This is a genomic window from Snodgrassella alvi, assembly GCF_040741455.2.
GTDB lineage: Bacteria > Pseudomonadota > Gammaproteobacteria > Burkholderiales > Neisseriaceae > Snodgrassella > Snodgrassella alvi_E.
The window spans coordinates 652,558-677,804 of record NZ_CP160328.2 but is presented as its reverse complement, the minus strand read 5'-3'; the positions used below and the strand labels follow the sequence as shown (position 1 = coordinate 677,804).

Sequence of the window (25,247 nt, the reverse complement as noted above, 5' to 3'; positions counted from 1 at the left end):
TAGATTTCTAGATTTTATAATTTATTATTTAACAGCCATCTATTTACTAAAAAAAACATGGAAATTAGACTAATAAAATATTAGAATATTTCTTTTTAATTGTCTGATATTATTTATTCTTTTCATCAGTTATTTTGACTATCGATTTATTTTAAGTTTTAAACAATATTTAAAAACAAAAATAGAAATCAGAAATCCTTAGTTTTAAATATTTAAGGATTTCTGATAGACATGAATAATTAAATTAAAACCGCGCAACCTTGAGCTGGATCGCTGCTGCGCGCAGCCAGCGCATCTTCAACGGTCATGCCTAAGGCTTTGGCTACACCGGCGCCATAATCAGGATGGCAGGCATGGCAATTGCGGATGTGGCGATATTTAATAAAATCAAGTGCATCCCCCATAGCTCGTGCGGTATTTTCAAACAATACTTGTTTTTGAGCATCACTCATCAGATTAAAAAGAGCTCGCGGCTGACTGAAATAATCATTATCGTCTTCATGAAAATTCCAGAAGTCTGCATCTCCGTGTATTTTTAATGGTGGTTCTCTGAATTCCGGTTGTTCTTGCCACTGATGAAAACTATTTGGTTCGTAATGTGGCAGACTACCGTAGTTATCGTCCACTCGAGTTAAGCCATCACGATGATTGCTGAATACGGGACAACGGGCTTTATTTACTGGTATCTGATGATGATTTACGCCAACGCGATAACGAGCAGCATCTGCGTAGTTATATAAACGAGCCTGTAATACTTTATCGGGTGAAACGCTTATGCCCGGAACCAAATTGCTGGGGGCGAAAGCAGCTTGTTCAACATCAAGATAATAATTATCGGGATTACGGTTTAGTTCGAATTCGCCTACTTCGATAAGCGGATAATCGCCATGTGGCCAAACTTTGGATAAATCAAATGGGTGATAAGGTACTTTTTCTGCATCAGTTTCGGGCATGATTTGAACGTACATAGTCCATTTTGGAAAATCTCCTTTCTCTATAGCATTGTAGAGATCTCTCTGATGACTATCCCGATCCTGTCCCATGATGTTGGCAGCTTCTTCATCGGTAAGATTTTTAATGCCTTGTTGGGTACGGAAGTGAAACTTAACCCAAAATCGTTCTTTGTTGGCATTGATAAAGCTGAAGGTGTGGGAACCGAAACCATGCATATGACGATAACTAGCTGGAATGCCTCTGTCCGACATAGTAATAGTGACTTGATGAAAGGCTTCGGGAAGCAGTGTCCAATAGTCCCAGTTATAAGTAGGGCTACGCAGGTTGGTACGTGGGTCACGTTTGACTGCTTTGTTTAAATCCGGAAATTTGCGGGGATCGCGCAGAAAAAAAACCGGTGTGTTATTACCAACTATGTCCCAATTGCCTTGCTCGGTGTAGAAACGCATGGCAAATCCTCGAATATCCCTTTCTGCATCGCCGCCGCCGCGTTCAGCTGCTACTTCTGAAAAGCGAACAAACATTTCGGTCTTTTTGCCAATCTGACTAAACAATTTGGCACATGTATATTGTGTAATATCGTGTGTGACAGTAAATGTACCAAATGCGCCAGAACCTTTGGCATGCATTCGTCGTTCGGGAATGACTTCGCGCACGAAATTAGCCAGTCTTTCATTTAGCCACAGATCCTGTGCCAATAATGGGCCACGAGGACCGGCGGTGAGACTGTTCTGATTATCAGATACCGGGGCACCCTGATCGGTGGTCAGGTGGGTAACTGGGCATTTTTTTAAATCATGGTTCATGGTAAAGCTCCTTATTAATTTATTATTAAGTAAGAAAGGCCTTTACTGCTCTGGCACCTTGATTATTATAAGCTTGGTATAAAAATTCTAATGTAAATAACTTGTTATTTTACATTTTATTGAAGATGACAAATTTTTTTAAAACTTGTCAATTTAATTATATTTTAATGTTCATTGTTTAGTTAAAAAATAAACCAGCCTGTTTTGGCTGGTTGATGTTTTTTTAAATTTAGTTAATTTTGATTTATTTTAATTGAATTGCTTTTAAAGTTTTAGGGTTAAACAGAAAAAGATGAACCACAGCCACATGTGGTGGTAGCATTGGGATTGCGGATGACAAATTGCGAACCATGCAGGCTTTCGGAGTAATCAATTTCTGCTCCGACAAGATATTGGTAACTCATTGGGTCAATCAAAAAGGTTAATCCGTCTTTTTCAATTTCAAAATCGTCTTCATTTACGATTTCATCAAACGTAAAGCCATACTGAAAACCAGAACAACCTCCTCCAGTTACAAATACCCGCAGTTTAAGATCGGGGTTATTTTCTTCAGCAATCAAATCTTTAACTTTGGTACAGCAGCTTTCGGTAAATACAATGGGTGTTTCAATATCGGTTTCTGACATGGTAATTCCTTTTAAAAGATAAGTGCATACTGGATTGTCTATCCTGCCGGCTATTATGGCAATAGGGGAGCAAATGTTAATCCACAGCTTTCGTCCAGCCCATACATGATATTCATGTTCTGAACTGCTTGTCCCGCTGCGCCTTTAACTAGATTGTCTATGACCGACAGAATTATCCATGTGTTATTTTCAGGAGCTTGTTGTACGCTGATTCTACAAAGATTTGCTCCGCGAACAGACCGAGTTTCCGGCGTACTGCCAACTGGCATGACGTCTACTACCTGACTGTTACAATAGTATTCATCAATCATTTTGGCTGGATTGTAACCATTTTTTACCTGTACATATATGGTGGCATGCATGCCGCGAATCAAGGGGGTGAGGTGGGGAACAAAAACTAGATTGTTTCCCATCTGGGGGTGTAGATGATTAAGGGTTTGTCTAATTTCGGGTAAATGACGATGGCCGCTGATGCCATAAGCCTTAAAATTATCGCTGCATTCAGCATACAGATTGCTGGAGCTCGCTTTGCGCCCTGCACCGGAAACGCCAGATTTGCAGTCTGCTATTACTGGCTGATTATCAATCAGGCATTGCTTTTGCAGCAATGGGATTAAAGGCAGGCTGACGCAGGTCGGATAACAGCCTGGGTTCGCTACTAATTGTGCATTGGCGATGGTTCTGCGGTTTAGTTCGCACAGACCATATACAGCTTTCGCAACCCATTCTGGGCTACTATGAGTAAATGGATACCATTGTTGCCACAGAGAAACATCTTTGATGCGGTAATCCGCTGATAGGTCAATAACTTTTACACCTTGTGCCAGTAAAGGTGGTGCTTCCTGCATAGCTATGCCATTGGGAGTAGCAAAAAAAACGACGTCACAATCCTTTAAACAGGCTTGTTCTGGATGTTGAAACACCAGATCATCGTACTGCCCACGCAGACTGGGAAAGTATTCACTTAATTTTATTCCTGCTTCACTTCGGCTGGTAACGGCAATGATTTCTGCTTCGGGGTGGTGGGCAAGAAGGCGCAGTAATTCTACACCTGTGTATCCTGTAGCACCGACAATACCAATTTTAATACTCATAAATTTTTCCTGTTTTGGTAACGGGTATGTTGGTTAAATGACTACTTGAGCGCCCAGTTCGACTACACGGTTAGCAGGGATATGGTAGTAGTTTGTAGCTGTTGCGCTGTTTTTATATAGCCATTTAAATATGCGGGCGCGTAAGCGTCCCATATTGCCATGTTTGGTTCGAGCAGCTACGACGATGCTGTCATGAGAAAGAAAAAACGATGTATCCATGGTATCAAGTGTGATGCCTTGTTCGTCCATCAATGACAGAATGTGGCTAATGTTGGCGGTTTCCTGAAATCCGTAATTTGCAATTACGCGGGTAAAACGTGGCCCTATTTGCTTCATGGCAATGCGTTCATTATCGGCGATATAAGGTATTTCTTTGGTTTTGATACTGAGTAAGACATTGTAGCTATGTAAGACTTTATTATGTTTAAGGTTATGAAGTAATGCGCGAGGTACGCTGAATGGATCTGATACCATAAATACGGCATTACCTGTAACTATCTGTGGTGGGTAGTCATGTAGATTTTCGACAAAGTTATCAAGTGAAAATTCTTTGCTCTGCTGTGCCTGATGCAATTGCCATTGTCCACGGCGCCAGGTTGAAAAAAGAGTAACGACAATCAAAGCTACCATTACGGGAAACCAGCCTCCATGAATAAGTTTCAATAGATTGCTGCTGAAAAAAACCAGATCAAAGCAAAGGAACAATAAGGTAAGCATTACTGCAATGGGTATAGGCCAGTGCCAGTTTTTAATCATGACAACACAAAACAGGCATGAGGTAATGACCATGGTTCCGGTAACGGCGATGCCGTAGGCTGAGGCTAAATGTTCAGAATCGTGAAAAGCCAACACTACTAAGGTAACGGCGGTTAGTAATAACCAGTTGACTAATGGCAGATATATCTGACCAATTTCTTCATTATTGGTATGGATGATGTTCATGCGTGGTGCGAATCCAAGCTGAATGGCCTGACGAGTGAGAGAATAGGCACCAGCTATAACAGCTTGACTGGCAATAATGGTTGCGAAGGTAGCAAGTATGATTAATGGGATTAATAACCAGTGTGGAGCACTCAAATAGAAAGGATTGTTAATTGCCGTTGGGTTATGCATAATCAATGCTCCCTGTCCCAGGTAATTGACTATCAGGCTTGGCAACACTATTTTAATCCATGCTGTTTGAATGGGCTGGCGACCAAAATGCCCCATGTCGGCATATAAAGCTTCAGCACCAGTTACAGCTAATACAACACAACCCAATCCGATAAAGCCATCCCAGCCATGATCAATGGCAAATTTGATGCCATAGTAGGGATTGAATGCCAATATTACTCTTGGTGCCTGTACTATCTGATAGAGACCTATCAAGCCGATGGCACTAAACCAAACAAGCATAACAGGGCCAAACAATTTGCCGATTTTATGAGTGCCCTTTTTTTGTATCAGAAATAATCCGAATAGAATTGCCAGTGCTATCGGCATTACGTACGGCCGAAAGCTTTCATTGATGACGGTCAGGCCTTCAGCAGCAGAAAGTACAGAAACAGCAGGCGTAATCATGGCATCGCCGTAAAATAATGCTGTGCCGGTAAGCCCCATCATCATGGCAATCCAGACTGGTTTCCCTTTTAGATGCCGCATAGCCTGTTGCATAAGGACTACCACTCCACCTTCACCATTGTTGTCAGCTCGCAAAATAAAAAGTACATATTTCAAGGTGACTATTAGCAGCAATGACCAGAGAATAAGAGAAACAAAACCTAATATATTTGCTTCAATGGGCGCTAAGGAAGATGCGCGAAAGCTTTCTTTTAAGGCATACAGAGGGCTGGTGCCAATATCGCCGTAGACAATACCCAATGCTGCAAGTGTCATTGTCGTATTGGCAGAAAACTGTATACGCATTTATTTACCCTATTGATGTGTTTAACAGGGGGAGCAGTTTAGTCTTAACATGGGGTTTAGCCAATCCCTTAAGACTGGGTTTTTATAGATTTTTTTGTTTATTAGACATTGATGTGTGCTCTTGGTGTGCAATGAGTGCTTATTTTTGGTAAATATGCAGGTTTCAGCCAGTTTAAGTTAAGGTAGTGGCAAGTATTGTTGTAATAAAACCAAGGGTTAAGCTAAAAGTTTTTTATGATCGGACTTTTAAGAAGTTATAAGAATATAAGAACCGATACAATTGATTGATATGTCTAGTTTTATCGCATTATATGGGCAATCAAAATAATGGCAGGTGGTTTCTTTTTTTTCAACAATGAGTTAAAATAAAGAAATTTTTCGAATTATTGAGAAATGGCCCTGAGGCCATTTTTTTGTTTTTACGGAGCACAGATGGATATTCAGGGCATTTTGGAAAAAACTTTGCCAGGTCTGGGCTATGAGTTGGTGAATTATGAGCTGACTTCGCAAGGAGATTTACGGGTCTTTATTGATAAAGCTGAAGGCGGCATTTCTCTGGATGATTGTGTAGCTATTAGCAACCACTTAAGTCGTGTATTGGCGGTGGAAGATGTTGATTATCAGCGTCTGGAAATTTCCAGTCCTGGTTTGGATCGTCCGCTGACTAAGCCTGCTGATTTTGCACGTTTTGCAGGACAACTGGCTAAGATTAAAACCCGTTTGCCGATTGATGGCCAGAAAAATTTTATCGGTCGCATCAATGGTATTGATGATAATGGTTTGATTAGTATTACGCTGGAAGAGGCGAATGAGATACGCAGGGCCAAACGTGCAGCGGTTGCAGCCGGTAAAACGGTATGTATTGAATGGCAGAATGTTGACAAAGCACGTTTAAAGCCAGAGTTTGATTTTTAAATTAAATTTTCATATTGTTGTAAGCGCAGGCTTGCAAGGAGAATTAAATGAGTCGTGAAATTTTACTACTGGCCGAAGCTTTGGCAAGTGAGAAAAACGTTGATACAGAAGTAGTATTTAGTGCACTGGAGTTTGCTCTGGCCAGTGCAGCTAAGAAAAAAACCGAGCGTGAAAATATGGATGTGCGGGTAGTGATTGATCGCAATACTGGCGATTACCGCAGTTTTCGCCGCTGGCTGATTGTGGCAGATGAGGATTATACGTATCCGGATATTCAGAAAACAATTGAAGAAATACAGGAAGAAATTCCGGATACAACGCTCCAAATTGGTGAATATTATGAAGAGCCAATTGAGAATGTTGAATTTGGCCGGATTGGTGCCCAGACCGCTAAGCAGGTTATTCTGCAGCGCATTCGTGATGCAGAACGCGAACAGATTTTAAATGAATTCTTACAACGCAAAGATAATCTGGTTCTTGGTACGATTAAACGTATGGAACGGCATGGTGCTATTGTGGAAATCGGACGATTGGAAGCATTGCTGCCGCGTGATCAGATGATTCCTCGGGAAAATTTTCGAAATGGAGACCGTGTAAGAGCTCTGTTTTTACGTGTCGACCAGATCGGCAATCGCAATCAGGTTATCCTGACGCGTATTTCACGTGAATTTTTGCTGAAACTGTTTGAAATGGAAGTGCCCGAAATTGAGGACGGTCTGCTAGAAATTAAAGAAGTCACTCGTGATCCTGGCTTACGCGCCAAAATAGCGGTGAAATCAAATGATGCCCGCATTGATCCGCAAGGCACCTGTATCGGTGTTCGTGGTTCTCGTGTGAATGCGGTTACTGAGGAGCTGGCTGGTGAACGTATAGATGTGGTGTTGTGGTCACCTGAAACCGCTCAATTTGTGATTAATGCATTAAGTCCGGCTGAGGTTACGCGCATTCTGATTGATGAAGATCACCATTCTGTAGATGTGATTGTGGCTGAAGACCAGTTGGCACTGGCGATTGGTCGTGGTGGTCAAAATGTACGCCTTGCCGCAGAACTGACTGGCTGGCAATTGAATATTATGACTGTGGAAGAGGCGCAGGAACGCCACGAAGCTGAAGATAAGGCTATACGTGAACTCTTTATAAACAATCTTGGTGTTGATGAAAATGTGGCCGAAGTACTAGTTCAAGAAGGATTTACTAGTCTGGAAGAAGTGGCTTACGTGCCTGTTCAGGAAATGCTGGAAATTGAAGGTTTTGATGAAAGTACAGTTGAAGAGTTGCGTAACCGTGCTCGTGATGCGATTCTGACTCTGGCCATTGCCTCTGAAGAGCAGCTGGAACGCATGGATGAAGACCTGAAAAATCTTGAGGGTGTCGATCAGGAGATGCTGCATGATTTGGCTAATGAGGGAATTAAAACCCGTGATGATCTGGCTGAGCTATCAGTTGACGAACTGATTGAAATTACTGGCATTGATGAGGAAACCGCCAAGAAAGTGGTGATGGCTGCACGCGCCCACTGGTTTGACGAAGTATGAGGGTACGCGAATGAGTAATCAAATAACTGTAGAACAATTTGCCTCGGAGCTACATATGTCTACTACTAGACTGTTGACACAGCTGGCCGAAGCAGGAGTACATAAACAGACAGCGTCAGATAAACTGACTGCTGAAGATAAGAAACAATTGCTGGTTTATTTAAAGCAGTCTAATGGTAGTCAGTCTGCCAGTACCATCACACTGAATCGTAAGAAGCAGGCCGAAAAGAGTACGGTAGGTGGGGTACAGGTTGAAACCCGTCGTCGCCGCCGCATTGTAGTGCCACCTGAAGAACAGCAGGTCAGTTTGTCTGAAGAAAAGCAGGCACCTGTTAAACATGAAACAGAACCAGTTAAGGTAGATACTGAAGCTGAGCTACAGGCGAAAAAAGCCGCTGAAGAGCAGGCTGAAGCAAAACGCAGAGAAGAATCTGCTGCTGCCGCAGCTGCAGAGGCGGCGCGTTTGAAAGCAGCAGCCACGGCCAGTAAAACCGAACAAAAACCTAAAGCGGAGGCTGTGCAGACAGAAGTGGTAAAACAGGAAGTGAAACAACAGGAAGTGAAACAACAAGAAGTTAAACAACAGCAGGTTGAAGTGGTAGCTCCTAAGGCAGAAGTTTCTGCTGATAAAAAAGCAGCAGATAAAAATGAGCAGCACAAATCCAAACGCAATCGTAATCGTAATAATGCGAAGAAAGTGGATTTGGCTGCTTTGGTGGCCGAAGCAGCCAAACCGATTATTAGTCCGGAAGAGCAAGCTCAACGCGATGAAGAAGCACGTCGAGCAGAGGCTTTACGAGAACAGCGTGAAATGCTGCTGAAACAGAAGCAAGAGCGTCAGGCGCGCCGAGAAGCGGCCAAGCAACAAGCTATGGAACAAAGTAAAGCCGCCAGCGAGCAGAAATCTGCAGAAGTACGTTCAGCCAAACCGACTGAGAAGAAATCGGTTAGCAGTGCTTCTGTCAAAGCTGCGGATAGCGGGACTGATTCAGGTTCACGGCGCAAAAAAGATGAGCAACGTCATCAGCGTGAAGATGATATGCCTAAAAATAAATCTGCTCGCGGAGGTAAAAACCGTCGCGGAACAGATATGGGTAATGGCGAAGACAGCCGTAGACGTGGTGGTAAAAAAGGTGGTAAGAAACAGCTTAAACTAGAGCCGAATCAGCATGCATTCCAAGCACCTACAGAACCGGTAGTACATGAAGTGCTGGTACCGGAAACCATCACGGCGGCGGAGCTGGCTCATAAAATGGCCGTTAAAGCAGCTGAAGTGATTAAGACCCTGATGAAGATGGGTATGATGGTGACCATTAATCAGTCATTGGATCAGGAGACCGCCCTGATTGTGGTAGAAGAAATGGGTCATATCGGTAAGGCTGCGGCAGCAGATGATCCTGAAGCATTTCTGGATGAGGATACGACTGTTACTGAAGCTGAAGCATTGCCACGTCCACCGGTGGTGACAGTAATGGGTCACGTAGACCATGGTAAAACTTCTTTATTGGATTATATTCGCCGTGCCCGTGTGGTACAGGGTGAGGCCGGTGGTATTACTCAGCACATCGGTGCATATCATGTTGAAACGCCTCGTGGTGTGATTACCTTCTTGGATACTCCGGGGCATGAAGCATTTACGGCTATGCGTGCTCGTGGTGCTCAGGCTACTGATATTGTTATTCTAGTTGTGGCTGCCGATGACGGTGTAATGCCGCAGACGATAGAAGCGATTGCTCATGCTAAAGCAGCCAAAGTACCTTTGGTTGTGGCTGTAAACAAGATTGATAAAGAAGGCGCTAATCCGGAACGTATTCGCCAAGAACTAACGGCACATGAGGTGGTACCGGATTCATGGGGTGGTGATGTACAGTTCATCGATGTTTCTGCCAAGCAGGGTACGAATATTGACGCTTTACTGGAAGCAGTACTACTCGAAGCGGATGTGCTGGAACTGAAAGCACCGGTTGATGCTGCTGCTAAAGGTATTGTTGTTGAATCACGGCTGGATAAAGGTCGTGGTGCTGTGGCAACTTTGCTGGTACAAAGTGGTACTCTGCACAAAGGCGATGTGGTGCTGGCCGGTACAACTTTCGGTCGTGTACGTGCTATGGTGGATGAGAATGGCAAAACTATTGCTGCTGCCGGCCCATCCATTCCAGTTGAAATTCTGGGATTATCTGATGTGCCTAATGCAGGTGAAGATTTCATCGTACTGGCAGATGAGAAAAGAGCTCGCGAAATTGCATTGTTCCGTCAGGGTAAATACCGCGATGTACGCTTAGCCAAGCAACAGGCAGCCAAACTGGAAAACATGTTTAATAACATGGGTGAAAATCAGGCACAAAGTCTGCCGATTATCATTAAAGCCGATGTACAGGGTTCGTATGAGGCTTTGGCTGGAAGCTTGCGTAAACTATCTACTGATGAAGTACGTGTAGATGTATTGCATAGTGGTGTAGGTGGTGTAAGCGAATCTGATGTTAATTTGGCGATTGCATCCGGTGCTGTGATTATTGGCTTTAATGTCCGTGCTGATGCTACTGCACGCAAGCTGGCTGAGCATGAAGGTATTGAAATCCGCTATTACAACATTATCTATGATGCTATTGATGATGTGAAAGCTGCTTTGAGTGGCATGTTGGCACCTGAGCAGAAAGAAAATGTAATCGGTACGGTAGAAATCCGTCAGGTTATTACGGTATCTAAGGTAGGCAATATTGCTGGTTGTATGGTTACGGATGGTTTAATTAAGCGCGACTCGCATGTACGCTTGATTCGTAATAATGTGGTTGTTCATACTGGCGAACTGGCTTCATTGAAACGTTTCAAAGACGACGTTAAAGAAGTACGGCAGGGCTTTGAATGTGGTTTGATGCTGAAAAACTATAATGACATTATGGAAGGTGATCAGCTGGAAGCATTTGAAGTGGTTGAGGTTGCCCGTAAACTTTGAAGATAATGAGCAGTAACAGGCAGCCTAAAAGGATATTTTGGGCTGCCTGTATTCTTTGCCTGTTCACAGAAAGGAATGATTATGCGCAAACCACAACGCGGTTATGCACGTCAGGATCGTGTCAAAGAGCAAATTATGCGTGAGTTGGCCAATTTGGTACGTGTGGGTCTGAAAGACCCGAGAGCCGGTTTTATTACGATTAATGAAGTTGAAGTAACTCGTGATTATAGCCACGCTACTATTTATTATACGGTGCTGGATGATGCTACACGTGCTGTTACTGAAGAAGCTTTAGAACATGCTAGAGGCTATTTGCGCAGTGAACTGGCGCGGCGAATTACTCTTTTCCGAACACCTGAATTGACGTTTATTTATGACGATTCTCTTGAACGGGGTATGAGTATTTCGCATCTGATAGATACGGTAGCAAAAGAAAAACCCATAGAAGATTGAAGAAAAATTATGAATAAAAGGTTGGTCTTTGAAGGCCAACCTTTTTTATATTTGGTGATAAATTAATATTATTGAATTAATTATCGACCGTAGTAAATAGTAATCGAAGCTTGAGCAATAGCATGGCTGTTGATTATAAAACCTGCATGGCTGGTTGTTACATCCGTCGGCAAATCAATTTTATTGGTATCTAAAGCATAAACGGTAAAAATATAACGATGGGGCGGAGTGCCTTCCGGTGGGTAGAATCCTGAATAACCCAGGGTTCCTGTGTCATTACGTAGTTGCTGTGCACCTAAGGGAAGATTTTGCCCATCTGCTGCTCCGGCATTACGTTGTAATTCGGTTACGTCTTTAGGAAGATTGACTGCCATCCAGTGCCACCAGCCTGCACCTCCAGTTGGTGCATCCGGATCATGACATTGAATTGCAAAACTTTTGGTTCCGGCCGGTGCATTCTGCCATGCTAATGCTGGCGACTGATTATCTCGGTCACTTTGATAGGAGGAATCAACGGTATCGCCATTTTTAAATTCGGAACTGGTTAAAATAAAATTTTGGGTCATGATTTCCTCTCAATCAATTAATAGTGTTAATGAATGTTTAATTTTGCGATATGTGCTGCGTCAAGTCAATTTTGCTGTGAATGTTGAGGTTTAAGTTACGGATATATTTATATGTATTGTATTTATGCAGGAAGGCATAATGTTTATTATTCAGAGGATGTGGTTGAGAAATTTTTTGCATGTGTAGGGCGCGGTGATTGATGATAGCGTTGGTTGAAAATACTAATTACTTGCTAAAGTGAGTATTTGTAATGGTATTTCTGCTTGCTAGGGAAATAGAGACAATTAATGATTGTTATCTTGAAAAATGGCTCGCTGTTTTTGCTTTAAATGCTTTAGCTTGAGTTGATATAGAATACTGATATCTTAAGCCTACTGTATTTTTATTTATGTGCAGAATACAAAATACCTGTTTTGATTTGTTAGTGGGCAGAGTAGAAATTAAGCTGATATTTAATTTGTAAAAATAATTTTTTTGATGGTGAATTATAAAATGTCCGACCAAGGCTTTTTACCCTGGGTATGTATTCCCGGCTTTATGCTGGATGAAACATTATGGGATGAGATGAAATCTTGTTTACCTGTTTCTCAATCTGTATGCTGTGCTTCCTTGTCCAAGGGTGAAAATATTGAAACTATGGCGGAGAATATAGCTGCTTTTGCACCGAAACGGTTTGTACTGATCGGTTTTTCTCTAGGTGGATTTGTTGCAAGGGCTTTAGCTGCAAGATATCCGCAACGGGTTGCCGCTCTGGTGTTAATTGCATCGTCATTACGTGAAGATACTCCTGAACAGCATAAGGCTAAGCTGAATACATTAGAGATTCAGCAACATTTACATTTTCGAGGATTAGGAAACAAAGCCATTATGCAGACTTTGCGTCCGGATAATCAGAATAATATGGATTTAATTGCTCGTATTCGTGGTATGAGTGAACGTTTGGGGTTTGAGGTTTTAAAACGACAGTCGCTGCTCAATCGGGCAACGCCAACAGACCAGAAAATTTCTTGTCCAACTCTGGTTATTGCTGCAGCTCAGGATCAGATGCGCTCTTTGAATGAGGCACAAGAGTTGCAGGAATTTATACCACAGGCCAGCCTTAAAGTTATTAACAATAGCGGGCATATGATTCCCTTGGAGCAACCGGAAGTACTTGCTCAGACCATTTCTAATTGGATAAACCTATTGTGATTAATTATGCTAAAAATTTTATTATTTTTGGAATAGGTTTATTTGGTAAAAGTAGAATATATCAATTTAAATGGATGCATTTAATGATTGTTACCAATAACAGTTGTGGGTTGAGCATTCTGCTCTAGCCATCTTTGTGCTGGTTCGATTTCACTAAAGTATTTTGGGTGTTGTAATGTCAATAAGTTGGCAAAACGTGCACCAAGCCGAATCCATATGTCTTCAACAACGATAGCGGTACGGCCGAAGTCATGTGCATGTTGGCGTAAAAATCGTAGATGTTCTAGAGCCATATCGATGGTAAAGTCTTTCATTTGGCTCAAATCCAGCAATAAATCAGGCTGTTGTTTTTGATTAATGGCTGATAATAATGCTTCTTCCAGTTGATTGAAGTCTTTAAGTGTAAAGTCGTTATGTAATACAACTTTGAGACCGTAACTTGTTTTCTGAATAGATATCATTTATCTGCCTTTTTATTTCCTACTTATGTGTAACGTGCGCCTGTGATCTATATCATCATACTGATGGTTAAATATACTGGCTATCTATATTACTGCTTTATGCTTTAATATCGACCTGAAATGGCCTGTAGCTGTCGTAGGTATACAACTGAATTTGGTAATATGAAATTTAGATTTGATACAAATTAAATGACATATCATATCTGTTAATAAAAACAGCTTTCATTAATGAAAGCTGTTTATCTGGGTAATTATTGGTATGTCACCTTGTGGGTATGGTGGCTGATGTATCAGTTATGGTTGTGAGTGTTCCAGAGGGTACAAAGCGGTAAAATACTTCGCCTTCTTGTATATATCCCAGTTTATCGCGAGCCATTTCGTTGATTGCATCTTTTCCATCAGCAAGATCTTTAACTTCAGCAGTGAGGGCACGATTGCGTTGTATCAATGCTTCATTACTGGAATTTTGCGCAACAACACTTTTTTCCAGTTTCCACATGTCTTGCCAGCCGCCATGTCCCATCCACAGGTCGTATTGCAAACTGGCCAGTGCCAATAACAGTACCCAGGTTACCCACTTCATCTTATTTGCCTATCAGTTTAGCCTACATCCGTTTTAGCCCAGCTGATAAAAGGCTTTTTTACCTGGATAATAAGCAGCGCTACCTAGTTCTTCTTCAATTCGCAGCAATTGATTATATTTGGCGATTCGATCGGAGCGTGACAGGGACCCAGTTTTAATTTGCATGCAGTTGGTACCCACGGCTAAATCAGCAATTGTGCTGTCTTCAGTTTCACCTGAACGATGGCTCATTACACTGGTATAGCCTGAACGTTTCGCCAGATCTACAGCTTTTAGTGTTTCTGATAAGGTACCAATCTGGTTAACTTTAACGAGTAATGAATTAGCTAGTCCCTGAGCAATGCCTTCGCTTAAAATGGCGGGATTGGTGACAAATAAATCATCGCCTACCAACTGTACTTTTTTGCCTAATCGCTCTGTTAATAATTTCCAGCCATCCCAATCGTGTTCACTCATACCATCTTCGATTGAGACAATCGGATATTTGTTCACCAGTTCTGTAAGATAATCTGCAAATTGCGCACTGGTCAGGTTCAGTCCTTCTGCTGTTAAATGGTAATGTCCATCTTTATAGAATTCACTAGATGCACAATCCAAAGCCAGAACGATGTCTTTGCCGGGTTCATAGCCTGCGGCTTCTACTGCAGACAGTATCAGCTTGATTGCTTCTTCATGGCTGGACAGATCGGGTGCGAAGCCGCCTTCATCACCAACGCAAGTAGACATTCCTTTGTCGTTGCATAATTTTTTCAGCTGGTGGAAAACTTCTGCACCGCATCGCAGAGCTTGACGGAAAGATTCTGCACCTACCGGCATAATCATGAATTCTTGAATATCCAAACTGTTGTTGGCATGTGCACCTCCATTAATAACATTCATCATGGGCACGGGCATAGACATGGGTCCGGCTCCACCGATGTATCTGTATAAAGGTAAACCAGCATCTTCTGCAGCGGCGCGGGCGACAGCCAGTGATACGGCGAGAGTAGCATTGGCTCCAAGACGACCCTTATTTTCGGTACCATCCAAATCAATCATAATCTGATCAAGGTAGCTTTGTTCGCTGGCATCGATGCCAATTAATGCTTGTGCAATCTCATTATTAACATTTTCTACAGCGTGTAATACCCCTTTACCAAGATAACGCTGTTTGTCTCCGTCACGCAGTTCCAATGCTTCTTTTTCGCCGGTTGAAGCACCAGACGGTACTGCGGCTCTGCCCATTACGCCTGATTCTAGTAAAACATCACATTCAACTGTTGGGTTACCACGTGAATCGAGTATTTCACGCGCAAAGATGTCAATGATTGCACTCATGCAAGTCTCCAGATTTTTTAAATTTTTGTATTGTTGTGCGATAAATTGTACAAACAACAGGCCTGTCAATGATTAGCAGGTTAAGGTAATTAAGCTTGGTATTATACCGAAGCCTTGGTATGAGAACAGAGTAATTTACACTTGGATAAGACAGGCTGAAATTTGGAAAGCATTTTTTTGTATAGTGCAGCAAATTTTGACCCTTTAAGCGTGTAGCTATGTTAATACAATATACTGTTTTTGCTATTTGTAATGGGATAGTTTTAGCTTGATATGGATGCTTTGCTGGAATTGTCTATGTTATGGAGGTATTTGCTTTATGTAATAAAATTATGAAGCTAATGATAGATTTTTTCGAAAAGAAAATATCTTTTACTGTTAGTGTGTTAGAAATTGTTCTAATATTTCTGGCTGTTTTGCCGTGAATATTGTTTGACAGTAAAGCATCGATTGGGTATAGTTCGCACTTCTCTACGGAGAGTTGGCCGAGTGGTCGAAGGCGCTCCCCTGCTAAGGGAGTATACGGGCAAAACCTGTATCAAGGGTTCGAATCCCTTACTCTCCGCCATTTTTGAAAAATCCCTGATTTATTCAGGGATTTTTTATTTATTCTCATTTAGATAAATAAAACTGATTTGTTTTAAATAAAAATATCGAATCTTCTGGGCTGGGCTGCCTTTCTGATTGCGCTCATTAAGGCTGAAATAGTCATTCTTGCTTTCTTTGTTGTAGCTCTGATTGATGATTTGTCAATAAATTTAATGCTTTTATTGTTTATTTATGTTAAATTACATAATGATTATTATTATCATTATGTAAATGTAACGCTTTAGTTTAAGCGTTTTTTTTTGGCGTGATCATTTTCAGGAGTCTATTTTTGTATGCGCAAACTCGTCCATCATTCTTTTTCGCTGGCGCTTCTGCCTACTTTGGTTTCTCCATTATATGCCGCGGAGGCGGATTTGGCTGATGTAGTGGTGACTGCATCTGGTTTTAAGCAACAGGCAAAAAATGCTGCAGCTTCAATTACAGTAATTAATGCTAAGGAGCTGGAAACTAAAGAGTACCATGATGTGACTGATGCTTTGCAAGATGTTCCGGGTGTGGTGATAACCGGTGGCGGCAGTACTAAGGACATTAGTATCAGGGGTATGTCAGGCGCGTATACGATGTTGCTGATAGATGGTAAGCGTGTAAATTCGCGTGGTGTGCGCCCGAATTCTGATGGGCCGGGGATTGAACAGGGGTGGATGCCGCCCATATCTGCAATTCAGAGAATAGAAGTGATTCGGGGACCGGCTTCGGCTTTATATGGCTCTGATGCGATGGGTGGTGTAATTAATATTATTACGAAAAAAACGGCTGCTGACTGGACAGGATCGGTGAAAGCAGATGGTACGATTCAGCAGCACAGCAATAGTGGCAATATATTGCAAAGTAGTGTGTATGTTTCCGGTCCTCTGATTAAAGAGCGTCTGGGTATTCGAGCCAATGCAGGATATTCTCATCGGGATGAGGATAAGTTTATTGGTGGCTATAAAGAACAGCGTATGCGCAATGGTGATTTTGTGCTGTCTTGGACGCCTGATGATAGTAACACGGTTGATTTTGAAGTCAGCCGCAGTCTGCAGAATCGTAATGGTAAGGTCGGTAAAACGATCGATCCGACTCCGCGACGCGGAGCTAAACTAACTGATGACTATACGCTGTATGACCGTAATCAATATAGTGTCACTCATCGTGGATATTATGAAAATATTGATACTCAATCATATGTTCAGCGAGAGGAAAATGATAACCCGTCTCGTGATATGCATGAAAAAAATACTATTTTCAATACGCAAACTCAGTTTCGCTTGCATCGGCATACGCTAAGTATTGGTGGCAGATGGCAGCGAGAGCAGCTTAATGATTCCGGTAATCAGTTGATTATTAATGGACGAAGGTTAACAAAACTAGAGCGTGATTCCTGGGCAGTTTTTGGACAGGATGAGTGGCGTATTGTGCCAACTTTTGCTTTAACTGGTGCGGCACGTCTTGATCATGATGAAAATTATGGTTCGGAGTTAACACCGAAGTTGTATGGGGTATGGACGCCGAATGAAAAATGGACGATTAAAGGAGGATATTCCCGTGGCTACAAGGCGCCGGCGTTACGCGCTGCGTCAGATGGCTGGGGACAGGCAACTGGTGGTGGTTATTCTAATGGGATGATTGTGGGTAATTCTAAATTGAAACCAGAAAAATCAGATAATTTTGAAATCAGTTTTAATTGGGATAATAACCGTAATTTGTCCGGCGGGGTGACTGCTTATCACACTAAATTTAAAAATAAAATAACAGAAGTACGTACTTGTCAGGGCAAGGCTGGTTCAAATGCTTGCTCATGGCGAAATGAGTATTTTGATTTTATCAGTCAGCGTGAAAATGTGGATAAGGCGCTCTTGCGCGGTATTGAGGCAACTTTTGACTGGAAAATTACGCCTAAAGTAGATTGGTCTGCCAATTATACTTTTACTCGGAGTGAGCAAAAAAGTGGGCAGTTTAGTGGTAAACCGCTAAATGAGATGCCGAAACATATGTTCAATACCACGCTGAATTGGAATGCGAATACAAAATTTTCTAGTTGGGCGCGCTGGAATTTCCGCAGTCGTACTTCAGATTATTTGTCACGTACTTCTATGGCGATTGGTAAGCCTTCTTATGGTTTTGTGGATACTGGACTGGTATATAAACCTCGGAAAGATTTGATTCTGAGTGGTGGGATTTATAATATTTTTGATAAAAGAGTTGATCAGCAAGATTATGGCCGTACTTTGGATGGACGCCGCTATAATATCAGTGCACAAGTCAATTTTTAATCTAAGTATTTTAGTTAAACAAGGGGGAGATTTTCCCCTTGTTTAATTTTAAATGATTTAGTTTATCTGCGGGTTCTTTATTTTAATAATAAATGCATAAAATTACAGAGGAATCGGGGTGTAGCATGTTTGGAAATTATAATTCATTGCATTTAAGTAAGATCTGGCTGTACCAGATGAGTGATTAAATACATTATCTTTGTAAATAAGAGTTTAATTTATATTTAATAATTTAAACATATTTTGAGTGGTGATAGCGGCGATATCCTGCCAATGCATGTTACGCAAGTTGGCTATGATTTTAGCTATCTGAAGTAAATGCTCAGGACTGTTGCTGTGTTGAGGGTTAGGGGACATATAGGGTGCATCTGTTTCGATGACCAGATGCTGTAAAGGAAGCAATGTGGCGATTTGGCGTATTTTTTTAGCCTGTGGGCGCAAAAGCAGAGAACCGACACCAATTAGAAAACCCTGTTTAATCCATGCCTGCGCTTCTTCTATGCTTCCAGAAAATGCATGTGCAATACCTCCATTAGTAAAACCACAGCGTTTAATGCTGCGCAAACAGTCAGCTGTAGCATGTACATGATGAATGATTGTTGGTCGCTGAGTTGTTTTGGCCAATTGTAATTGGGCTTCGAAACAGTTAATTTGTTGGTTTTTATCATTTATATTTTCAGCATGGACATAATCAAGTCCAATTTCGCCAATTAAGGCTTGTGAATGCTGAAGCAGCAATTTTTCCAGATTGTCGATTGCAGTATCGCTAAAGCTGTCTAAATACCATGGATGAATGCCGATTGCTGCGTATATGTAAGGTTGAGATTGTGCCAAATTAAGGGAGGGTATCCAGTCGTCAGGATTGGTTGCTGGCACGAGGAAGTGGCTGATGTTTTTTTCGGCAGCCAGCTGCAGCACTTGAGTCAGGTTCTCAATAAGTGGGCTATGGTTAAGGTGGCAGTGGCTATCGAAGAGCATGATATGAAAAACACGAGCATGAAGCTCGTGTGTTAAATATGAGGTATTAGTTTTGTGCTTGTTCGCTATCGATACTTTGGCCAGGTTCTGAAACTTCTTTTTCAGTGATTGAAGTATTGTCGGCAACTGGTTTGGCTGTTTGCATCGAGGGATGTTGCTTAGCAATGGCTTGTTCTTCTGGTGAAACTTCACCTTTGAAGCGGTTATTCAGGTCAAAGCGTTTACCGCCGCGTGCCAAAGATTTGATATAACGTGGCCGGCGACAGTGATTAGCTAGAACACGCGCAATCAATGCTGGATCATATTGTGGCAGTGCTGTGATTAAGTCCTGATCAATACCAATTGCCAATGGTTTGAAATGTTTGAATACGTCGTACTTACGGTAGATATGTTCGGCAATCATATCAGTTTGTTTTTTCTTGCTCATGGTTTGTACAGCTGATTTGAGGGCTGCACCCAAAGCGGTTTCTTGACTCATATAGTTACTTCCTTGTTGTTTACGGCCACTTTAGTAATTGGAATTAATCAGTTGATGATTCAGTTCATTACATGTATGGATGGCTATAAAAATTACATCTAGATATTGGTGGACTATCGGTTATGATGGGCAATATTTGGTGTATTTACCTGTATATCCGCATTCTGGGCTCGATGGCGTAATGCATGATCTATCAATACCAGTGCAAGCATAGCTTCAGCAATCGGCGCGGCACGTAAACCTACACACGGATCATGGCGACCATGGGTGGCGAGTATAACTGGTTGACCATGAATGTCGATAGAGTGTCGCGGTGTGGCGATGCTGCTGGTAGGCTTGATGGCTAGATTAATGTGAATATCTTGGCCACTGCTAATTCCGCCCAGTATACCGCCAGCATTGTTGGATAGAAAGCCTTCTGGTGTCAGTTCGTCTCCATGTTCGCTGCCTTTTTGGCAAATACTTTCAAATCCGGCTCCGATTTCAACACCTTTTACAGCGTTGATGCTCATCATGGCATGGGCTATATCGGCATCCAGTCGATCAAATACAGGTTCGCCTAAACCTACTGGAACATTACGGGCAGTAACATGCAGTTTAGCTCCGATAGAGTCGCAGGCTTTGCGGATGCTGTCCATGTATTGTTCCAGTTCTTCAATCTGGCTCTGATTGGCAGCGAAAAAGGGATTGTTGTTTATAAAACTTTCGTTTTCGAATGGTATTTTTTTTTCGCCAATTTGGGTAATATAGGCAACGATTTCAGTTTGATAATGTTCGCGTAGCCATTTTTTTGCAATGGCACCAGCAGCGACTCGAGCGGCAGTTTCGCGAGCCGAGCTACGCCCACCACCACGAAAATCGCGAATACCGTATTTGTGCCAGTAAGTGTAGTCAGCATGTCCGGGGCGAAAGCTTTGGGCAATTGCGCCATAATCTTTACTACGCTGATCGGTGTTTCTGATTAATAATCCGATTGGTGTACCAGTGGTTTTGCCCTCAAATATACCAGAAAGTATTTCGACAGTATCTTCTTCACGACGCTGAGTGACATGGCGGCTAGTGCCCGGTTTGCGTCTGTCTAGATCTTGCTGAATATCAAATTCACTTAGGTTCATTCCAGGCGGACACCCATCTATCACGCAACCAAGTGCGGCACCATGGCTTTCACCAAAGGTGGTAACAGTAAAAATTTGCCCGAAAGTATTGCCAGCCATAGGTTTTACTCTGATTTTTGAGTAATTAATTTAAGTTGCTGTTGAGTTTAGCACGGTTTATACGGTTTAGGCATAATTTGTCTAAAAGCTATTTTGTTTTTGTGGTATAGGTATTGATGTTGTTATGAATTTACATGATTTGGAAGTGTTTTTGAGTTTGCGGTGTCTATCTCTTTGGTATTTTGTTTATGTTTTATTGATTGTTAAGTTCAATGCCAGTAGAGCCAAACAGGCTATCTTGCTGGATGTTTCTTGTTTGAAGCAGATGGAGTGGGAGTAGGAGGGCTGCTTTTTTCGGTACCTGCTATGGCAGGCGGTTCTGCAGGTATTGGCTTGGTTTTAATAGGAAAATATATTGAAGTGCCTAGTCCGAAATTATGATTACCTCCGCCTATACCTATGGCGACGTTGGAAGGCACTCCTATGCTACAGGCACAAAGTAAGAAGCAGGCTATCTGTGAAACGATAAAAGGTTTCATGGCTTTTTTTCAAAAGAATTAAGTGTTTTATTATAAATCTTTCTTTTTGTCTGGCGATGAAAATGTTTGATGCTTTAAATAGACTGATTTTCTTTCGCAGGAATTTTTTAATTTAATTTTTCAGTTATACCATCGGTTGACATTCTGCGGTTTGCTCTAACTGAAGTTATAGATAATATGAATTAGTGTAGTCAATGTTTTTAAACAATCGATTAAGCATTTCGGCCAGTTAAACAATAGTTTTACTGGCCGAATTTGTGCGGATGATAAGAGAAAATAAATTTAGTCAGCAGGGGCGATGGTTTGTGCTACGTTAGATAGTCCCTGTGCTAATGCATTAACCATGTTGCTGTAGCCATTACCTTGCTGCGGAATATGGATATTGAAATTTTTGTTGTTTTCAGTTACACCTTGCCAGCTGCTGTAACCATTGATGTTTATATAGCCATCATAGCTACCCTGAAAAGATTGGATATATACGGTGAGTGTGGCTTTGGTTTTGTTTTCTGGTGTAAACCAATATCGCACGCTTTTTTTGTTTAGTTCATTAGCCAGAACCAGTTTGATTTCGTTGCTCAAGTCGTCTGCCCATAAATGTGTCTGCGCAAATTGAAGGGTGGTTGGAGTATCTTGATACACTAGATTACCTTGATTGAGTCGTTCTGCCAGAACAACTTTTATCTGTACCGGTATTCGCTGGCTTGTGGTGGGCAACTGATAATTGCTGCCTGGTAGTTGATAATAGGTCACTGGTGTGCCAGCACACGCGGTGAGGGTCAGAGCAGCAGTGCATACAAGTGATAGTATGATTTTCATTATCTGGCTCCTTTAGGTTCAGGATCATGACCGCGACGGTTGAAGATAAGGGCGTTTGGTTGCTGTCTGAGGGTTTTCAAGGTTGGCTGTGCTTCTTTAAGAGTTGTATCTATACTTTTCAGGGTTTGCTGAATATCACCATAAAGTGGGGATGTGCTGGAAACACCTTGCAGAGTGGTGCGCAATTCTTTCAAGGTAGCGGTAAGCTCTGCTGGTAGTTGCTGGGTTTTATTCTGTGCCAGCAGTTTGTCTGCGGTGGCTAGTGTGGTTTTTAGCTGTGCTAGTGTGCTGTCCAGCTGTTTCATGGAATGTTCTATCGGTAGGTTATTGAGTTTTGTCAGTAAGGCAGAAAGTTGATTCTGAATCATATCTAATCCGGTTCGATTGCTGCCGATAACGGTGTATCCCTGATAGCGTGTGAGCGGTTTGAGCAGTGTTTCCCCCGGTTGAGCCTGTGTGAGGCTGATGTATTGATTACCAGTGATTAAGTTGTCTTTTTCTAGCGAGGCAGAAAGACCGTGATTAAGTGCCTGCTGAATTTGCTGCTGCCAGATTTTGTCATCTTGTTTACTGGCATTAATTTCCATGCGCCCGGGTTCGATACGCAGCCGGACGGGTACCCAGCCATGCTGAAAGAGTTTATGGCTGTCATTGAGTGCAAAATAGGGTACGTCGGCAACGGAACCAATATTAATGCCTTGATACTCTACTGGAGCCCCGACACTTAAGCCACGTACGGATTGCTGGAAGAAAACAACGTAATATTGGGCGCGTTTGGTAGGCAGGTTGTCTAGTTCTCGTTCGCTGTTGTATAGAGTAAATTCTGTATTATTGCCTACAGGTGTACCTTTGCCTTCAAACATAGTTTTAAATACGATGGCACCGGATAAAAGAGCAGGTAATGGTGCTGAGTCGATATGGACGCCGCCGCCAGATGCGGTAACCTGCACACCGGTTTGGAGCCAAAATTTGACTTTATCACCAATAAGGCTGTCGTAAGGGCTGTTGATATATATTTGGTAGTGAACGTTGTTGTCTTTGGGATCAAAATAGGCCTTTTCTATCTGGCCGGCACTGATATCACCATATAAAACAGGGCTGCCGGGGGTAAGCAGTTTGTCACTGTGACCCTTCAGGCGCAGACGGATTCCGCTCTGAGAAATGGCGCTAACAGGTGGTAAATCTGCTACGGTAAACGTTTCAGCTTTTTCTTTGCTGTGCCCAGGCGTAAAGGCAATATAGGAACCCGATACCAGCGTGTTCAGTCCGGTGATGCCGCTTTGATCGATGCGTGGTTTGACTATCCAAAACTGTGTATCTTTACGCAGCATATTTTTGACATCGGCATTCATTTTGGCTTTGATTTGTACACCTTTTTCATCCGGACTGATGCTGATTGATGTGACTTTGCCTACCGTAACATTTAATACTTTAATTTCTGTTGAGTTGATTGCAATTCCATCAGCATCATTGATATATAAGGTAATTTCCGGTCCTGTATGGCGAAGATGTTGTATGAGTAGCCATGCGCCAGTGAGTAAGGCTAGGGCAGGAATAATCCATACCAGTACATTGAATGGAGGTTTATGCTTTACAATTGCTGTAGTTTGCGTTGTTTCGTTTTCGTTTTCGTTTTCGGTTTGGCTCATGATGTATGCCTTATTGCGCTGTTTTGATGCTGGGCTTGTTGTTTTGATCATCCCAGATTAAGCGTGGATCGAAACTAAGTGCCGAGACCATGGTCAGGATTACTACGCCGCAGAAATATATGGTAGCTGAACCCGGCGCCACGTGGGCAAGTGGTGTAGAGAATGCGGACATCAGTATGATTACTACAAAGATATCAATCATAGACCAGCGTCCAATTGATTCAGTAATGCGATATAGAATGGTTAAACGGCGAGGGGACATCAGCGGGTGATAGGCTGCTGAATAAAGCAGTATCAGCATAGAAATGATTTTAAGCACAGGAATGGCCATACTGGCACTGAATATAACGACGGCGATAAATACATCTCCGTCACTCCACATGTATTCGATACCATCAAGAATGGTGCTGGCAAGATTGGTACCTGGAGAACGAGTGATCATCATTGGTAATAAATTGGCCGGTATATAGAAAATAATGGCAGCCAATAAAAAGGACATGCTGATACTGAGGCTGAGAGGTTTGCGCCGGCTCAGATAAGAGCCACACACGCCGCAGACATTTTGGGTATCTGGTTGTTCAAACAAGCAGTAATTGCAATTAATGGTGTGGTCGCTGAAGATTTGTCTGGTAGGATCGTTTCCAGTAAGTCGCTGTATCTGATAAAAAATCCAATGTTCAGGTACGCCTTGAGAAGTGCGAATCAGTAGAATAGCTAAAACCATCATAAACCAGAATGCCAACCCAAAATGCATTTGTGCCATGGCACTGATTTTAATGTATGACACCAGTGTGGCTATATAAAACACGTCTATCATAATCCAATGACGCAGGCGTACTAGTGTTCTTGTGGCGTACAGCATACCAGGTAGAACTTGCTGATAACGTAGTCCGGTATATACGTACAGGCACAGCAGTAGAAACAGAACTGGTGAACCAAAAGTGAGAAAAAACATTACTTCTGCCAGTATTGAATAGTCCTGCTGGGCTAAAGTACCCATTATATAGGGAATGGTAAGGTCAACATGAATGCCAAGCATGTCGATAGTCATGTACAGTTGTGTATATACAATTGTCATGATAATTAGTGAGGCGATGGCAAAGGCTATCGGAGTATCAAGAGGGTGGGTTTCTATGCGAACCAGTCGCTGCTGGCAGCGCGGACATTCGGCAGATTCGCCAGGTATTAGAGCAGGAATGGTTAATGACAAGCCACAGCAAGGACAGCCAACATGATGTGCGGGCAAGCTGCCGGCAGGCAGGTTTGTAGTTTGATGTTGCGCTGGTTGTATTAAACGGTAGCTCAAGATATTCGATTTCAGTAAAGAAAACAGCTGTACAAAAAATAACTTAACAGAGAGTTGGCATGCTCTGTTAAGTTAAATATACGTAATTTGAAGCGCTTGTGCAATT

The 25,247-nt window shown here is 42.2% G+C and carries 21 protein-coding genes and 1 tRNA gene; 7 read left to right on the top strand and 15 right to left on the bottom strand.

Annotated features, from left to right (window positions below; genetic code table 11):
- Positions 1-239 precede the first annotated feature (239 nt).
- The 4 genes from ABU615_RS03145 to ABU615_RS03130 form a co-directional block, all read right to left on the bottom strand.
- Positions 240-1,760, bottom strand: a complete 1,521-nt coding sequence (locus ABU615_RS03145) for a catalase (protein WP_100157124.1) — start codon at positions 1,758-1,760, stop codon at positions 240-242.
- 278 nt (positions 1,761-2,038) lie between these two features.
- A complete protein-coding gene (gene erpA / locus ABU615_RS03140; protein ID WP_100141308.1) occupies positions 2,039-2,386 on the bottom strand; it encodes an iron-sulfur cluster insertion protein ErpA in 348 nt (115 codons plus the stop codon).
- A gap of 53 nt (positions 2,387-2,439) precedes the next feature.
- Complete coding sequence (argC, locus tag ABU615_RS03135) at positions 2,440-3,480, bottom strand: N-acetyl-gamma-glutamyl-phosphate reductase (protein ID WP_370389195.1); 1,041 nt, start codon at positions 3,478-3,480, stop codon at positions 2,440-2,442.
- Between the two features lie 33 nt (positions 3,481-3,513).
- Positions 3,514-5,385: a potassium transporter Kup gene (locus ABU615_RS03130; protein WP_370389194.1), complete on the bottom strand. Its 1,872-nt coding sequence runs from the start codon at positions 5,383-5,385 to the stop codon at positions 3,514-3,516.
- 432 nt (positions 5,386-5,817) lie between these two features.
- Between ABU615_RS03130 and rimP the strand changes: the two genes are divergently transcribed.
- The 4 genes from rimP (at position 5,818) to rbfA (ending at position 11,241) form a co-directional block, all read left to right on the top strand.
- Complete coding sequence (rimP, locus tag ABU615_RS03125) at positions 5,818-6,300, top strand: ribosome maturation factor RimP (protein WP_367487616.1); 483 nt, start codon at positions 5,818-5,820, stop codon at positions 6,298-6,300.
- A 47-nt stretch (positions 6,301-6,347) separates the two neighbouring features.
- The gene (gene nusA / locus ABU615_RS03120) at positions 6,348-7,835 is read left to right on the top strand and encodes a transcription termination factor NusA (RefSeq protein ID WP_100141305.1); all 1,488 of its coding nucleotides are present in this window, start codon (positions 6,348-6,350) and stop codon (positions 7,833-7,835) included.
- A gap of 10 nt (positions 7,836-7,845) precedes the next feature.
- Positions 7,846-10,788: a translation initiation factor IF-2 gene (infB, locus tag ABU615_RS03115; RefSeq protein WP_370389193.1), complete on the top strand. Its 2,943-nt coding sequence runs from the start codon at positions 7,846-7,848 to the stop codon at positions 10,786-10,788.
- An 81-nt stretch (positions 10,789-10,869) separates the two neighbouring features.
- Positions 10,870-11,241: a 30S ribosome-binding factor RbfA gene (rbfA, locus tag ABU615_RS03110; protein WP_100141364.1), complete on the top strand. Its 372-nt coding sequence runs from the start codon at positions 10,870-10,872 to the stop codon at positions 11,239-11,241.
- Between the two features lie 80 nt (positions 11,242-11,321).
- On the opposite strand, the gene ABU615_RS03105 is transcribed toward rbfA, so the two are convergent.
- Positions 11,322-11,807 carry a YbhB/YbcL family Raf kinase inhibitor-like protein gene (locus tag ABU615_RS03105; protein ID WP_370389192.1) on the bottom strand — a complete coding sequence of 162 codons (486 nt, stop codon included), beginning with the start codon at positions 11,805-11,807 and terminating at the stop codon, positions 11,322-11,324.
- A gap of 493 nt (positions 11,808-12,300) precedes the next feature.
- Here ABU615_RS03105 and ABU615_RS03100 point away from each other — a divergent pair, with 493 nt between their 5' ends.
- Positions 12,301-12,999, top strand: coding sequence for an alpha/beta fold hydrolase (locus tag ABU615_RS03100; protein ID WP_370389191.1), 699 nt, complete (start codon positions 12,301-12,303; stop codon positions 12,997-12,999).
- Positions 13,000-13,079: 80 nt separating this feature from the next.
- Here ABU615_RS03100 and ABU615_RS03095 read toward each other — a convergent pair whose 3' ends face one another.
- The 3 genes from ABU615_RS03095 to eno form a co-directional block, all read right to left on the bottom strand.
- Positions 13,080-13,460, bottom strand: coding sequence for an STAS/SEC14 domain-containing protein (locus tag ABU615_RS03095; protein ID WP_367487627.1), 381 nt, complete (start codon positions 13,458-13,460; stop codon positions 13,080-13,082).
- Between the two features lie 262 nt (positions 13,461-13,722).
- On the bottom strand, positions 13,723-14,043 hold the full coding sequence (ftsB, locus tag ABU615_RS03090; protein WP_267391102.1) for a cell division protein FtsB: 321 nt from the start codon (positions 14,041-14,043) through the stop codon (positions 13,723-13,725).
- A 33-nt stretch (positions 14,044-14,076) separates the two neighbouring features.
- A complete protein-coding gene (gene eno, locus ABU615_RS03085) occupies positions 14,077-15,360 on the bottom strand; it encodes a phosphopyruvate hydratase (RefSeq protein WP_370389190.1) in 1,284 nt (427 codons plus the stop codon).
- 475 nt (positions 15,361-15,835) lie between these two features.
- On the opposite strand from eno, the gene ABU615_RS03080 reads away from it, so the two are divergent.
- Both ABU615_RS03080 and ABU615_RS03075 read left to right on the top strand, forming a co-directional pair.
- Positions 15,836-15,928, top strand: a tRNA-Ser gene (locus ABU615_RS03080).
- A 313-nt stretch (positions 15,929-16,241) separates the two neighbouring features.
- Positions 16,242-18,221, top strand: a complete 1,980-nt coding sequence (locus ABU615_RS03075; RefSeq protein ID WP_367487629.1) for a ligand-gated channel protein — start codon at positions 16,242-16,244, stop codon at positions 18,219-18,221.
- 213 nt (positions 18,222-18,434) lie between these two features.
- On the opposite strand, the gene ABU615_RS03070 is transcribed toward ABU615_RS03075, so the two are convergent.
- The 7 genes from ABU615_RS03070 to ABU615_RS03040 form a co-directional block, all read right to left on the bottom strand.
- On the bottom strand, positions 18,435-19,199 hold the full coding sequence (locus tag ABU615_RS03070) for a TatD family hydrolase (protein WP_370389189.1): 765 nt from the start codon (positions 19,197-19,199) through the stop codon (positions 18,435-18,437).
- Between the two features lie 46 nt (positions 19,200-19,245).
- Positions 19,246-19,677: a ProQ/FINO family protein gene (locus ABU615_RS03065; RefSeq protein ID WP_370386981.1), complete on the bottom strand. Its 432-nt coding sequence runs from the start codon at positions 19,675-19,677 to the stop codon at positions 19,246-19,248.
- A gap of 113 nt (positions 19,678-19,790) precedes the next feature.
- Positions 19,791-20,891, bottom strand: coding sequence for a chorismate synthase (aroC, locus tag ABU615_RS03060; protein WP_367487632.1), 1,101 nt, complete (start codon positions 20,889-20,891; stop codon positions 19,791-19,793).
- 233 nt (positions 20,892-21,124) lie between these two features.
- Positions 21,125-21,370 carry a hypothetical protein gene (locus ABU615_RS03055; protein ID WP_370389188.1) on the bottom strand — a complete coding sequence of 82 codons (246 nt, stop codon included), beginning with the start codon at positions 21,368-21,370 and terminating at the stop codon, positions 21,125-21,127.
- Between the two features lie 282 nt (positions 21,371-21,652).
- Positions 21,653-22,186 carry a membrane integrity-associated transporter subunit PqiC gene (locus ABU615_RS03050; RefSeq protein ID WP_367487638.1) on the bottom strand — a complete coding sequence of 178 codons (534 nt, stop codon included), beginning with the start codon at positions 22,184-22,186 and terminating at the stop codon, positions 21,653-21,655.
- Positions 22,186-23,835 (bottom strand): intermembrane transport protein PqiB, encoded by a 1,650-nt coding sequence (gene pqiB / locus ABU615_RS03045; RefSeq protein WP_370389187.1) that lies wholly within the window; start codon positions 23,833-23,835, stop codon positions 22,186-22,188. The genes ABU615_RS03050 and pqiB overlap by 1 nt, the downstream gene beginning before the upstream one ends.
- 10 nt (positions 23,836-23,845) lie before the next feature.
- Positions 23,846-25,141, bottom strand: coding sequence for a PqiA/YebS family transporter subunit (locus ABU615_RS03040; RefSeq protein ID WP_367487646.1), 1,296 nt, complete (start codon positions 25,139-25,141; stop codon positions 23,846-23,848).
- Positions 25,142-25,247 lie beyond the last annotated feature (106 nt).

What these genes read in the sequence shown, in the direction of transcription:
- ABU615_RS03145 (WP_100157124.1), bottom strand. Translation starts at nt 1,760, where the DNA reads ATGAACCATGATTTAAAAAAATGCCCAGTTACCCACCTGACCACCGAT.
- erpA (WP_100141308.1), bottom strand. Translation starts at nt 2,386, where the DNA reads ATGTCAGAAACCGATATTGAAACACCCATTGTATTTACCGAAAGCTGC.
- argC (WP_370389195.1), bottom strand. Translation starts at nt 3,480, where the DNA reads ATGAGTATTAAAATTGGTATTGTCGGTGCTACAGGATACACAGGTGTA.
- ABU615_RS03130 (WP_370389194.1), bottom strand. Translation starts at nt 5,385, where the DNA reads ATGCGTATACAGTTTTCTGCCAATACGACAATGACACTTGCAGCATTG.
- rimP (WP_367487616.1), top strand. Translation starts at nt 5,818, where the DNA reads ATGGATATTCAGGGCATTTTGGAAAAAACTTTGCCAGGTCTGGGCTAT.
- nusA (WP_100141305.1), top strand. Translation starts at nt 6,348, where the DNA reads ATGAGTCGTGAAATTTTACTACTGGCCGAAGCTTTGGCAAGTGAGAAA.
- infB (WP_370389193.1), top strand. Translation starts at nt 7,846, where the DNA reads ATGAGTAATCAAATAACTGTAGAACAATTTGCCTCGGAGCTACATATG.
- rbfA (WP_100141364.1), top strand. Translation starts at nt 10,870, where the DNA reads ATGCGCAAACCACAACGCGGTTATGCACGTCAGGATCGTGTCAAAGAG.
- ABU615_RS03105 (WP_370389192.1), bottom strand. Translation starts at nt 11,807, where the DNA reads ATGACCCAAAATTTTATTTTAACCAGTTCCGAATTTAAAAATGGCGAT.
- ABU615_RS03100 (WP_370389191.1), top strand. Translation starts at nt 12,301, where the DNA reads ATGTCCGACCAAGGCTTTTTACCCTGGGTATGTATTCCCGGCTTTATG.
- ABU615_RS03095 (WP_367487627.1), bottom strand. Translation starts at nt 13,460, where the DNA reads ATGATATCTATTCAGAAAACAAGTTACGGTCTCAAAGTTGTATTACAT.
- ftsB (WP_267391102.1), bottom strand. Translation starts at nt 14,043, where the DNA reads ATGAAGTGGGTAACCTGGGTACTGTTATTGGCACTGGCCAGTTTGCAA.
- eno (WP_370389190.1), bottom strand. Translation starts at nt 15,360, where the DNA reads ATGAGTGCAATCATTGACATCTTTGCGCGTGAAATACTCGATTCACGT.
- ABU615_RS03075 (WP_367487629.1), top strand. Translation starts at nt 16,242, where the DNA reads ATGCGCAAACTCGTCCATCATTCTTTTTCGCTGGCGCTTCTGCCTACT.
- ABU615_RS03070 (WP_370389189.1), bottom strand. Translation starts at nt 19,199, where the DNA reads ATGCTCTTCGATAGCCACTGCCACCTTAACCATAGCCCACTTATTGAG.
- ABU615_RS03065 (WP_370386981.1), bottom strand. Translation starts at nt 19,677, where the DNA reads ATGAGTCAAGAAACCGCTTTGGGTGCAGCCCTCAAATCAGCTGTACAA.
- aroC (WP_367487632.1), bottom strand. Translation starts at nt 20,891, where the DNA reads ATGGCTGGCAATACTTTCGGGCAAATTTTTACTGTTACCACCTTTGGT.
- ABU615_RS03055 (WP_370389188.1), bottom strand. Translation starts at nt 21,370, where the DNA reads ATGAAACCTTTTATCGTTTCACAGATAGCCTGCTTCTTACTTTGTGCC.
- ABU615_RS03050 (WP_367487638.1), bottom strand. Translation starts at nt 22,186, where the DNA reads ATGAAAATCATACTATCACTTGTATGCACTGCTGCTCTGACCCTCACC.
- pqiB (WP_370389187.1), bottom strand. Translation starts at nt 23,835, where the DNA reads ATGAGCCAAACCGAAAACGAAAACGAAAACGAAACAACGCAAACTACA.